Here is a 10,987-nt window from a genome sequence, read left to right as displayed (position 1 = left end):
GCACAAATATTTCCGCCCCCGATGTGCCGATGCGTTGGGTGGTGAAGCCGTCGAACCAAGGGGAGGTGGTGGTCATGGGAGCGGGTGTTTGGAATGAACAGGTGCGGTCGCTGCATGCACCGGCGCCGCAGGCTCGCAGCCTCGGATCGGCCCCGGCAGCGCCCTATGCGAGCAAAAAACCCAGCAGCCGCTGCAGCGCATAGCGCACCGTGGCCGCACGGACGGCGGCGCGGTCGCCTGCAAAGCGCTGCTTTTCGCTGTGCGTTTCGCCATCCACGCACCAGGCGAACCACACGGTGCCCACGGGCTTGGCGTCGCTGCCGCCGGTGGGGCCGGCCACGCCGGTCACGGCCAGGCTGGCATGCGCCTGGGAGTGCCTCAGTGCCCCATCGGCCATGGCGCGGGCCACGGCCTCGCTCACGGCGCCTTCCTGGTCGATCATCGCTGCGGGCACGCCCAGCATCTCGACCTTGGCGGCGTTGGAGTAGGTGACGAAGCCGCGCTCGAACCACTGGCTAGAGCCCGCCAGGTCGGTGCAGGCCGCGGCGATCAGGCCGCCCGAGCAGCTCTCGGCGGTGGCCAGCAGGTGGCCCTTTTTCAGCAGCAGCAGTGAGATTTGTGTCAAATCGGCATCCAGCGCTGATGGATCCAGCGCTGGAAGCTCTTGATTTGATAGCGATGCGGTTGTCATACGAACCTCCACACTGCAATGACGAGCAGGGTACAGAAGGCTGCCACAAAGTCGTCCCACAAGATACCCCAGCCACCACGCCAGCCCAAGCCCTTGAACTGGCTGTCGGCCCAGGCGACCGGGCCGGGCTTGACCGCGTCAAAAAAACGGAACAGCGCAAACGCCGCCAACTGGCCCCACCAGCCCATGGGCATGGCCAGCCACAGCACCAGCCAGAAGGCCACCACCTCGTCCCACACGATGCTGCCAGGGTCGGCCACCGCCATGTCGCGGGCCGTGGTGGTGCAGGCCCACCAGCCCACCACGGTGCTCGCGGCAATCAGCAGGCCCATGTGCAGGGGCGATGGCAGCCAATGTTGCAGTACCAAGTAGGCCAGCCAAGCCCACGCCGTGCCCACGGTGCCCGGCGCCACGCGCGAGAGACCTGCGCCGAAACCAAGCGCGATGAAGTGCGCCGGATGGGCGAGCAGAAACCGCACGTTCGGGCGCGCGACGGAAGGAGAAGGCGAGACGGGGGGGGACATGGACATGGGGGACGGGGATGCCGGTCAGGCACCGGCCGTCGCGCTTGCAGCGGCAGGCAGGCGCACCAGCAGCACAGGCACGGGCGAGGTGCGTGCGACCTGCTCGGCATCGCTGCCCATGAGCACGCGCGCCAGGCCGCGGCGCCCGTGGGTGCCCAGCACAATCAGGTCGGCGCCCCATGCCAGCGCGTGCTCCACCACCAGCTGCGCGACGCGGGCGTCCAGGTTCTCGATGAGCGCCGTGTCCACGGGCACGCCGCGTTGTGCCACGCGGTCGCGGGCCTGGTTCAGCAGGGCCTCGCCAGCCTTGCGCAGGCGCGGCAGGATCTCCTGGCTGTAGATCTCGGGTTGTTCGAAGCCGCTGATGTGCGCGATCGGGTCCATCACGTTCAGCAGCCGCACACGTCCGCCCGTGGCTTGTGCCAGGTCGGCGGCATGGGCCACGGCATGGTCGGAGGTCGGGCTGCCGTCAACGGCGACGAGGATGTGGTGGTAGCTCATGGCAGTGGGGGAGGGCAGTGACGAAAGGGGCGGGTGACGGTTCGAAAGCGCGCGCAGCTCACTGGCGCTCCTGCACCTCTACGTCCTTGGGGTGCCGGATGGTGTGCTCGGCGCTGAACTGCGCCGTGGCCCCGGCGGCCAGCGGCTGTTGCCAGGCCACCGTGCCGGGGGTGCGGTTCCAGGCCGTGTCGGCGGGCTGGGGCTGGTAGCGCGATTCGACCTCGATCTTCTCGTTGCGCGACACCGGGGCGGCGTGCAGCACTTGCAGCGTGATGGCCGTCTGGTGGCGGTTTTCCACGCTGTAGGCGCGGCGCGTGGTGCGCTGGATGCGCGAGCCGGTGAAGCCCGTGCTGCCCGTCAGGTCCTGTACGGGCTCGGCTCGCACGGTGACCAGGTCGTCGCGGCCGAAAGACAGGCTGCTGCTACCCGCCGGTGCGCCTGCGCTGGGCGTGCCGAAGTCGATGCGGCCCGTACCCACAAAGGCGCCGTCGCGGTACAGGCTGGCCGCGCCCGCGGGCCACACGCCCGGTGGCTGGGCGATGTGGGCCACCAGGTAAGCGGCTTCTTCCACCGCCGGGGCGGTGCGGGTGATGAGCGTGGCCGTCGCCGTGTGCTGGCCCAGTGCCAGCGTCACGCGTTGGCCGCTGGAGGGCACGGTGATGCGCTGCGGCACGGCGAACTCGGTGGCAAAGCCCTTGTCGAGGGTGCTCACGTCGAAGCTGGGCATGGCTTCTTCGGCCACGCGCGAGCGCGCGGCCAGCGCGGGGGCTGCGGCAGGCGCGGGCGCTGCCAGGGCCATGACGGGTGCGGCCTGGGGCTGGGGCGGCGGCGCAACATCCAGCGTCCAGGCGCGCGGCAGGCGGCCCTGGGTGGCGCGGCCGGGTTGCCCGGTGGAGAGCATGAGCTGCACGCCCGTCCAGTCCTCGCCGCTGTTTTGCGCCACGAGCGCCTGCCGCTCCAGCAGGACGGTGGACTTGGCGGGGTCCAGCGTGGCGCGGTACGTGGGCTGCCAGCCGGGGCCGCGCACCTGGTAGGACAGGCGCAACTCGGCGTCCCGCTCCGTGGCCAGGTTCACGGTGACCGACACCACGCGTGCGCGCTGGCTGGCAATGCGGTCGCGCTCCGCCACCAGGGGCTTGAGCGCCAGCTCCAGCGCCTGCTGCTTGCGCTGCAACTGGTGCGTGCGGGCGAAAGCGTCCTGCCCGGATTTGCGCAGCACGTCGGCCGTGGCGGCAATCTGCGCCGGGGTGGGGGTGGGGCCCGTGCCGCGGGCGCCGCCTGCCGGGGCCTCCGCGGGGGCGGCGCCGGCGTTCGCCACGCTGCGCAGGTAGCCATCCACCAGCTGCAGCGCCGAAGCTTCGGCCTTCACCCCGGCGATCTGGTCTTCCAACTCCCGGATGCGGCCATCGAGCGGGCTGGCACAGGCGCTCACCACATCGCGGTCCTCGGTGAGCACATTGAACTCGCCCACGCGCACGCTGGCGTCGGCGTTGATCTGCAGGCTCTGGGCATCCAGTGACGCAGGCAGGCACGCAAACGTGAGGCTGCGCGCGCCAGCGTTCACCTTGGCCACGCGTTCCACCGTGGCGCTGCCCGGGTAGACGGTGACGCGGGCGATGCGGGATGCATCCTGTGCGAGGGCGGGCCAGGCCGCGTGGCACAGCAGGGCGGCGCAGACTCCAAGGGTCCGCACGCGCCGGGGAAGGCGCAAGAGGGTGGTGGCGTGGATCACGGAACTCCAGAGGCGCAGTGGAAGAAGGTCAGGGGATGCTAGCAGCCGCGCCGCCGGCGTTAGAACCTGTTCAAGATTTTTTCGGCTCGCACAAGTGCCTTGGCGGGATGGGATTACAGCGCCAAAGGCACCTCTGCGGCTAAAAAGTCATACACCGCACGGATTTTGCGGCTGGTGCGGATCTCGCGGTGCACCGTGAGCCAGATGGGCAGCTCGGGCAAGGGCAGCTCGGGCAGCACGGCCACCACGTCGGCTTCCGCGCGCAGCAGGTAGTCGGCTACAAAGCCGATGCCCAGACCCGCGCGCACGGCCGCCCAATAGGCCATCAGATCGTCGGTGCGCAGCGCGAAGTGCTGGCGATCCACCGGGTAGCCCATGGCGGAAAAGCCGCGCAGGATGTCCTCGTTGCGGTCGTTGCCCACCAGCTCGTGCTGCAGCAGTTCTGGGGGCTGGCGGGGCGTGCCCTTGCGGCGCAGGTAGTCGCGGTGCGCGCACGCGCTCAGGGTCACCCGGCCGATGCGCTTGGCCACCAGGCTGGCCTGGTCGGGGCGCACCATGCGCAGGGCAATGTCCGCCTCGCGGCGCAGCAGGTTGGTCACCTCATTGCTGGCCACCAGCTCCACCTGCACCTCGGGCAGCGCCTGGCGCATGCGCGCCAGCACGGGCGGCAGCAGTGCGCAGGCCACGGGCTGGCTGGCGGTGATGCGCACCGTGCCGCTCACGGCCGCGTCGGCGCCCGAGACACTGCGGGCCAGCTGGTGGGCGCCCGCCTCCATGGCGCGCGCCGATTCGGCCAGCCGCAGCGCGGTGGCGGTGGGCAGCAGGCCGCGCCCTGTGCGCTCGAACAACACCACGCCCAGCTGCGATTCCAGCTCGGCAATGTGGCGGCCCAGCGTGGGCTGGCTGGCGCCCAGGCTGCGCGCCGCGCCCAGCAGGCTGCCGTGGTCGAGCGCGGCCAGAAAGGACTGCACCAGGCTCCAGTCAAAGTGCTGCTTCATGGCGATAGCGTGCCCGCAAAAGGGCAGCATCCGGTGTGTTTTGGGTATTCAATTTTGCATGACAGGTATGAAGGGTTAGGCAATTGTGTTGCGGCGGCGGCGCTTCCACAATCCCGCTCATTGCCACCGAACGGAGCCTCACATGACCCCCTCGTACCCCCCACGCCGCCCAGATACGGATCATCCGGGCACCGTCCTGATCCTGGGTGCCCGCGGCCGGCTCGGCCTGGCGGCCGCGCGGGCCTTTGCCCAGGCGGGCTGGCAGGTGCTGGCCCAGGTGCGGCCCGGCGGTGCACGCGGCGCGCTGCCCGCCATCCCGGGTGTGTGGTGGATGCCGGTGGCGGTGCACGACACCGCCGCGCTGGCCGCGCAGGCACACGGCGCGCAGGTGGTGGTGCATGCGCTCAACCCGGCCTACACCCACGCAGCCTGGCGCGAACAGGCGCCTGCGCTGATGGAGGCCGCCATCGCCATCGCGCGCCAACTGGGGGCCACGCTGATGCTGCCAGGCAACGTGTACAACTTTGGCGAGGGCATGCCGCCCGTGCTGCGCGAAGACACGCCCCAGGCCGCCACCGGTTTCATGGGCCGTATGCGCGTGCAGCTGGAGCAGCGCTTGCAGGCCGCCACGCAGCCAGGCGACCTGCGCGCCATCGTGCTGCGCGCGGGTGACTTCTTTGGCAGCGGCACCGGCAGCTGGCTGGACCAGGCCATCGCCAAGGATCTGCCCCGCGGCCGCGTCACGTGGCCCGGCCCGCTGGATGTGGGAACGCCCTGGGCCTACCTTCCCGACCTGGCCCGCGCATTCGTGCGTGTGGCGCAGGAGCGCGAGCGCCTGGCGCCGTTCGAGTGCCTGCACTTCGCGGGGCACCACGTCAGCGCGCAGCAGTGGCTGCACAGCTTTGCCGCCATCGCGGCCGAGCAAGGCTGGCTGCCCGGCTCCGGCGCGCTGCGCGTGGGCCGCCTGCCCTGGCCGCTGCTGCGCGCGGTGGGCCTGGCCGTGCCCACGGTGGCCGCGCTGGCGGCCATGCGTTACCTCTGGAGCACGCCCCACCGGCTGGACAACACCCGCCTGCGCGCCGTCATCGGCGAGGAGCCCCATACCCCGTTCGACCAGGCAGTGCGCCAGGCGCTGGCGGACCTGCTGGCATCGTCGATGCCTCGCGCTGCTTTGGCCTGAGACCCATCACCGATTCATCACCCCAGGAGCCTGCCATGCAACGTCGCAAATTCATCCGGCTCGCCGGTGGCGGAACCCTCGCCGCAGCCACCGCGGGCACGCTGGCGGCGTGCGGCGTGGTGGACCCGCGCTTTCCGGCCGAAGCGCTGGAGGCATGGAAAGGCCCGGTGGGTGAGACCGACGTGCGCCGCCGCGCCGTCGCTTATGCCATCACCGCGCCCAACTCGCACAACCTGCAGCCCTGGCTGGCGGACTTGCGCGAGGAGGGCGTCATCACGCTGCGCACCGACCCCGCGCGGGTGCTGCCCCAGACCGATCCGTGGGGCCGGCAGATCCTGATCGGCCATGGGGCGTTCATCGAATTGCTGGTGATGGCGTTGGCCCAGCAGGGCGTGGCCAGCGATGTGCACCTGTGGCCGCAGGGCGAACTGCCCGGCGCGCTGAAGGAGTGGGACGACCGCCCCGTGGCGCGCATCACGCTCAGGCCCGGCGGCGTGCCCGATCCACTGTTTGCCCAGGTGCTGCTGCGCCACACGCCCAAGACGGATTTCGACACCAACCGCCCCGTGGCGCCCGCGCTGCTGGCCCAGTTGCTGGGCCGCACACCGGCGGCGGCACCGCTGCAGGTGGGCGGCACCGTGGAGGCGGGCCCGCTGCCCGCCTTGCGCACACTGTGCTGGGAGTCCGCCCGTGTCGAGCTGCTGACGCCCCGGACCATGATGGAAAGCATCCAACTCACCCGCGTGGGGCCAGCCGAGATCCTGCAGCACCGCGACGGCATCTCCATCAATTCGCCCTTCGTGCGCGCTGTGTCGGCGCTGGGAATGTTCGATCGATCAGCGCCCCCGGCCGAAGGCAGTGCCGCCTACAGGAACGCCATGGGCCGCTTCGAGGGCCACAGCCGCACGGCAATGGGGTTCGTCTGGATCACCGGTCCCAATACGCGTACCGACCAGATCCAGACCGGTCGCCTGTATGTGCGTCAGCAGTTGCAGGCTACCGCGCTGGGCGTGGGCATGCACCCCATGAGCCAGGCCGTGCAGGAATTTCCCGAGATGGCGCCGCACTTCGAGCGTGTGCACCAGCTGGTGTTGGGGCGCCCCGCGCCGCGCACGGCACAGGACGCCACCGTGCAGATGTTCTGCCGCATCGGCCATGTGTCGGGCGAGGTGCCCGCCACGCCACGCCGGCCGCTGGCGCGCTTTGTGCGGACGTGAGTTCGAACCCGGTCATCCTCGGTGCAGAGGGCTGATGCAGATCAAACTTCAGTCACAAGCCGTCGCGCTTTGCCGCTGCTTCACACGCCGTTCAGGTGGCGTTCATCGCCGATTTCTACAGTTGCTGCATTGCAACAAATGGTGGACTGGCGATGTGGAAAAAGGTCTTGGGGGGCTCCCTGGCGCTGGCCTGTGGGGTGTGGCTGATGGCTCTGTGGGTGCCCCGGCCAGCGCCTCCTGCGTGGGGCGATGTCTGGTGGTGGCGTAACCAGCTGATCCTGCTCACCGGGGTGGCGGCCTGGGGCCTGATGTCGCTGATCATGGTGCTGGCCGTGCGCCCCGCATGGCTGGAAAAGCCGTTGGGCGGCCTGGACAAGAGCTACCGCCTGCACAAGTGGGCGGGCATCGGCGCGATCGTGCTGGCGCTGCTGCACTACGGGCTGCAGCTGTCACGCAGCCTGCTGGCCGCCTGGGTAGGCCGCCCGGTGCGCACGCCGCGCGCGGATTGGTGGCTCAACACCTTCCGCCACCTGGCCGAGGAGATGGGGGAATGGGCCGTGTGGTTTCTCGCGGCCATGCTGGTCCTCACGCTCTGGCAGCGGTTTCCGTACCACGTCTGGCGCTACCTGCACAAGCTGCTGGCCGGGGTGTACCTGGTGCTGGCGTTTCATGCCGTGGTGCTGACACCACCCGCCTGGTGGGCGCAGCCTGCGGGTGTGCTGGTGGGCCTGTGCACGCTGGTGGGAGTGTTGTGCGCCGTGCGCTCGCTGGTCGGGGCCATCGGGCGCAGCCGCCGCCATGCGGCCCGCGTGGTCAGCGTGTCGCCACAAGGGGCCGGCGTGCTGGAGGTGACCTGCCAGATCAGCCCCGCCAGCGCGTGGCGGCACACGGCGGGGCAGTTTGCGTTTGTCAGGTTTGCCAAGGCCGAAGGCGCGCACCCTTTCACCCTGCTCAACGCCGACCAGGGCGACGGCATGCTGCGCTTCGCGATCAAGGCACTGGGCGACCACACGGCGCAGCTGCCTTTGCAGGTGCACCCGGGGCAACCGGTGGACATCGAGGGGCCGTATGGCTGCTTCGACTTCCGCAGCGACAGCGCGCCGGAGCAGGTATGGGTGGCTGCCGGCATTGGCGCCACGCCGTTCGTGGCCTGGCTCGAATCCCTGCAGTCCACCCCCGCGCTGGCACCCCGGGTGCACCTGCACTACTGCATACGCCATGCGGGCGAGGCGGTGTTTGCCGAGCGCATGGCCGCGCTGTGCGCGCGTCTGCCCAGCGTGACGCTGGAGATCCACTACAGCGATGACGCCGGGCCCGTGACACCGGCCGCGCTGCTTGCAGGCACCAGCAACACGGCGAGTGTGTGGTTCTGCGGGCCGCAGGGGTTTGCCGAGGCGGTGCGCCAAGGCATGCAGCGGCTGGGGCGCCCGGCTGCGCGCTTTCACCAGGAGCTGTTCCAGATGCGCTGAGCCGGGTTCTCCGCGCCGCAGCGCTATTTGATGCCGGTGCGGTCCGTGGGCACCAGGTACTCCCGCACCAGCGCTCGCGCGCGGTGCAGGCGGCTTTTGGCCGCCTCGCGCGTCACCCCCAGGCGCTCGCTCATTTCCTCAATGGTGAGCTCCTCGAAGTCGCGCAGCAGCAGGGCTTCGCGGTACTTGGACGGCAGCGAGTCGATGGCCAGGGCCAAGTCGTGGCGCAGCTCGTGGTCGGGCTTGTGCGACCAGGCGAGGTCGTCTTCGACCTGCGCCAGCGGCTCTGCCTTGAGCCAGGCCAGCATGGGCCGCATGCACAGCCGCTGCACGATGCGTATCACCCAGCCGCCGAACGCCGCCACCTCGCGCAGCGCGCCTACGCGGCGGTAGACGATGATGAGTGCCTCCTGCACCACGTCGTCGGTGGCGGTGGTGGCCGCGCAGTGGCGCAGCGCGTAGCGGCGGATGTCGGGCCGGGCCAGGGCCAGGAGCTGTTCCATGGCCCGGGCGTCGCCCGCCCGGGCGGCGGGCAGCAGCTGGGCGATGCGAGGTGGGGTAGCGGTGCTCATGGCAGGCTGCGGCGCGTGATGTGTTGCCGCATCATTCCACCGGTTTGCGGCCGACCAGCGCACAGGCGGGGCAGTAGCCGAATGCGCCGCTCAGCACGCTTCCCACGCCCGATGCGGCCAGCACCAGGCCCAGGGGCGAGGCACCCTGCCACCACAGGCCGGCCGCGGCGAGCGCGACGCCCCCGACGATGCGCAGCAGGCTTTCAGGGCGGGTGATGTTCTTGCGGTACAGCATGGTGTGAAGCTCCTTGGAATTGGTGGATGGACAGTGGGGAGCGCTCACTGCGCCCCCCACCACCAAGAGCCTGGGGAATCGCCAAAGGATTCATGCGCAGCCAAATATTTTTTGAGTGCCGCGTTGCCATGCCGGATGGCGGCAGCACTTGCCGCACGCCTCACCGGAAGTGGTCGAACGACGCATACCGGTTCTCCACCGGCCGCCCCTGGCCGTCCACCAGGCGCAGGCCCGGCTCGGCCAACACGGTGCCGATGCGCGTCACCGCCGTTCCGCTGGCCGCCGCCGCCGCGGCCACAGCGCTGCGCTGCGCAGTGGGGGCGGTGAATGCCAACTCGTAGTCGTCGCCGCCCGACAGCACGCAACGGCGGCTCAGTTCAGTATCAAATTGGCTGCTGCCGATTGATGGATGAGCGCTGGAAGCTATCAAATTGGTAGCTAAATCCACATTGATCGCTACGCCCACGCGCGACGCCGTGAGGATGTGCGACACATCGCCCACCAGCCCGTCGCTCAGGTCCATGGCGCTGCTGGCGATGCCGCGCAACTGCAGGCCCAGGGCCACCCGCGGCGTGGGCCGCTCCAGCCGCTGGCGCGCGCGGGCCAGCACATCGGCGGGCAGGGGAGTGTGGCCCAGCAGGGCTTCCAGCGCCAGGCGGGCGTCGCCCAGCGTGCCGCTCACGTACAGATCGTCACCGGGCCGCGCGCCGCTGCGCAGCAGGGCCTCGCCGGAGGGCACCTCGCCGAACACGGTGATGCAAATGTTGAGCGGGCCCTGCGTGGTGTCGCCGCCCACCAGCTCGCAGCCGTGCGCATCGGCCAGCTGCCACATCCCGCGCGCAAAGCCAGCAAGCCACGGTTCATGAACGCGGGGCAGGGACAGGGCCAGCGTGAAGGCCAGGGGCCGTGCACCGCACGCGGCCAGGTCCGAGAGGTTGACTGCCAGCGCCTTGTGGCCCAGCGCCTCGGGGTCCACGTCGGCGAAGAAGTGGCGGCCCTCGACCAGCATGTCGCTGGAGATGGCCAGCTGCATGCCCGGCGACGGTGCCAGCAGCGCGCAATCGTCGCCCACCCCCAGCACGGCCGCGCCGCCGGGGCGAACGGGCCGCGTGAAGTAGTGTGCAATCAGGTCGAATTCACCCACAGTGCTGTCCTCAAAACGGAAAAAAGAAAACGCCGGCCAATCCGCTCAGGCGCCGGGCGCAGCAGCAGCAAACCATTGCGCCCAGTGGTCGATGCAAGCCTGGATCTTGGGTAGCCGGTGGCGGCGCGTGAGCGTGATGGCCTGGATGGGGCTGGGCTGCAGGTCCACGCAGTCGGCCAGCACCGGTGCGAGCAGGCCCTGGCGCACCAGCGGCTCGGCCACCACCGTGGCCAGGCGCGCGATCCCCAGCCCCTGCAGCGCCATGCGCGCCGTGATGGCCGTGCTGCTGGAACGCCAGTGGCCTTCGGCCACGCACACGCACGGCTCCCCGTCAATGCGGAAAGGCCAGTGGTTCAGGAATGCCACCGCGCTGTTGGTGATGAGCCTGTGGCGGTGCAGGTCGTCAGGCCGCTGCGGCACGCCGTGGACCTGCAGGTAGCCGGGCGTGGCATACAGCGCGCGGGCCAGTGTACCCAGCGGGCGCGCCACCACGGTGTCGGTCAGCGGCGGGCCGGTGCGCAGGGCGATGTCAATGCCATCGCGCGCCATGTCGGCCATGCGGTCGTCCACCACCAGTTCGACGCGCAGCAGGGGGTGCTTTTGCTGCAGGCTTTCAAAGCTGGGGATCAGCAGGTGCTCGGCCACCACCGAACTCGAGGCCACGCGCACCCAGCCGCTGGGCTGGCCGCTCTGTTCGGCGAACTCGCCTTCCAACTCGTCCAGG

General features: G+C 70.1%; 12 protein-coding genes. 3 read left to right on the top strand and 9 right to left on the bottom strand.

Annotated features, from left to right (window positions below; all coding sequences use genetic code 11):
* Window positions 1–163 precede the first annotated feature (163 nt).
* The 5 genes from MRY84_RS15430 to MRY84_RS15410 all read right to left on the bottom strand — a co-directional run bounded on the left by MRY84_RS15430 (window position 164) and on the right by MRY84_RS15410 (window position 4,446).
* Window positions 164–691 carry a CinA family protein gene (locus tag MRY84_RS15430; RefSeq protein ID WP_291506590.1) on the bottom strand — a complete coding sequence of 176 codons (528 nt, stop codon included), beginning with the start codon at window positions 689–691 and terminating at the stop codon, window positions 164–166.
* A complete protein-coding gene (locus MRY84_RS15425; RefSeq protein ID WP_291506589.1) occupies window positions 688–1,221 on the bottom strand; it encodes a phosphatidylglycerophosphatase A in 534 nt (177 codons plus the stop codon). Before MRY84_RS15425 ends, MRY84_RS15430 begins: the two co-directional genes overlap by 4 nt.
* A gap of 18 nt (window positions 1,222–1,239) precedes the next feature.
* Window positions 1,240–1,716, bottom strand: coding sequence for a universal stress protein (locus tag MRY84_RS15420; protein ID WP_291506588.1), 477 nt, complete (start codon window positions 1,714–1,716; stop codon window positions 1,240–1,242).
* Between the two features lie 58 nt (window positions 1,717–1,774).
* Window positions 1,775–3,448, bottom strand: coding sequence for a DUF4139 domain-containing protein (locus MRY84_RS15415; RefSeq protein WP_291506587.1), 1,674 nt, complete (start codon window positions 3,446–3,448; stop codon window positions 1,775–1,777).
* A 113-nt stretch (window positions 3,449–3,561) separates the two neighbouring features.
* Complete coding sequence (locus MRY84_RS15410) at window positions 3,562–4,446, bottom strand: LysR family transcriptional regulator (RefSeq protein ID WP_291506586.1); 885 nt, start codon at window positions 4,444–4,446, stop codon at window positions 3,562–3,564.
* Between the two features lie 142 nt (window positions 4,447–4,588).
* Here MRY84_RS15410 and MRY84_RS15405 point away from each other — a divergent pair, with 142 nt between their 5' ends.
* From MRY84_RS15405 to MRY84_RS15395, 3 genes are all read left to right on the top strand, one after another.
* Window positions 4,589–5,626 (top strand): NAD-dependent epimerase/dehydratase family protein, encoded by a 1,038-nt coding sequence (locus MRY84_RS15405; protein ID WP_291506585.1) that lies wholly within the window; start codon window positions 4,589–4,591, stop codon window positions 5,624–5,626.
* Between the two features lie 35 nt (window positions 5,627–5,661).
* Window positions 5,662–6,843, top strand: coding sequence for a twin-arginine translocation pathway signal protein (locus MRY84_RS15400; protein ID WP_291506584.1), 1,182 nt, complete (start codon window positions 5,662–5,664; stop codon window positions 6,841–6,843).
* Window positions 6,844–6,995: 152 nt separating this feature from the next.
* Window positions 6,996–8,312 carry a ferric reductase-like transmembrane domain-containing protein gene (locus tag MRY84_RS15395; protein WP_291506583.1) on the top strand — a complete coding sequence of 439 codons (1,317 nt, stop codon included), beginning with the start codon at window positions 6,996–6,998 and terminating at the stop codon, window positions 8,310–8,312.
* A 23-nt stretch (window positions 8,313–8,335) separates the two neighbouring features.
* Here the strand turns inward: MRY84_RS15395 and MRY84_RS15390 are convergent, their stop codons facing one another.
* The 4 genes from MRY84_RS15390 to MRY84_RS15375 form a co-directional block, all read right to left on the bottom strand.
* Window positions 8,336–8,884: an RNA polymerase sigma factor gene (locus MRY84_RS15390; RefSeq protein WP_291506582.1), complete on the bottom strand. Its 549-nt coding sequence runs from the start codon at window positions 8,882–8,884 to the stop codon at window positions 8,336–8,338.
* A 31-nt stretch (window positions 8,885–8,915) separates the two neighbouring features.
* Window positions 8,916–9,119 (bottom strand): DUF2892 domain-containing protein, encoded by a 204-nt coding sequence (locus tag MRY84_RS15385; RefSeq protein ID WP_291506581.1) that lies wholly within the window; start codon window positions 9,117–9,119, stop codon window positions 8,916–8,918.
* 160 nt (window positions 9,120–9,279) lie between these two features.
* A complete protein-coding gene (gene thiL, locus MRY84_RS15380) occupies window positions 9,280–10,263 on the bottom strand; it encodes a thiamine-phosphate kinase (protein ID WP_291506580.1) in 984 nt (327 codons plus the stop codon).
* Window positions 10,264–10,308: 45 nt separating this feature from the next.
* The coding region (locus MRY84_RS15375) for a substrate binding domain-containing protein (RefSeq protein WP_291506579.1) at window positions 10,309–10,987 on the bottom strand (679 nt) is incomplete at its 5' end.

Origin of the sequence: Acidovorax sp. (assembly GCF_022763525.1) — a bacterium.
Taxonomy (GTDB): Bacteria; Pseudomonadota; Gammaproteobacteria; order Burkholderiales; family Burkholderiaceae_C; genus Acidovorax.
The sequence above is the reverse complement of the archived record's forward strand: the minus strand, read 5'-3'. Positions and strand labels throughout refer to the sequence as shown.

Coding starts and splice junctions, on each gene's coding strand:
- MRY84_RS15430 (WP_291506590.1), bottom strand. CDS start 691: ATGACAACCGCATCGCTATCAAATCAAGAGCTTCCAGCGCTGGATCCA.
- MRY84_RS15425 (WP_291506589.1), bottom strand. CDS start 1,221: ATGTCCATGTCCCCCCCCGTCTCGCCTTCTCCTTCCGTCGCGCGCCCG.
- MRY84_RS15420 (WP_291506588.1), bottom strand. CDS start 1,716: ATGAGCTACCACCACATCCTCGTCGCCGTTGACGGCAGCCCGACCTCC.
- MRY84_RS15410 (WP_291506586.1), bottom strand. CDS start 4,446: ATGAAGCAGCACTTTGACTGGAGCCTGGTGCAGTCCTTTCTGGCCGCG.
- MRY84_RS15405 (WP_291506585.1), top strand. CDS start 4,589: ATGACCCCCTCGTACCCCCCACGCCGCCCAGATACGGATCATCCGGGC.
- MRY84_RS15400 (WP_291506584.1), top strand. CDS start 5,662: ATGCAACGTCGCAAATTCATCCGGCTCGCCGGTGGCGGAACCCTCGCC.
- MRY84_RS15395 (WP_291506583.1), top strand. CDS start 6,996: ATGTGGAAAAAGGTCTTGGGGGGCTCCCTGGCGCTGGCCTGTGGGGTG.
- MRY84_RS15390 (WP_291506582.1), bottom strand. CDS start 8,884: ATGAGCACCGCTACCCCACCTCGCATCGCCCAGCTGCTGCCCGCCGCC.
- MRY84_RS15385 (WP_291506581.1), bottom strand. CDS start 9,119: ATGCTGTACCGCAAGAACATCACCCGCCCTGAAAGCCTGCTGCGCATC.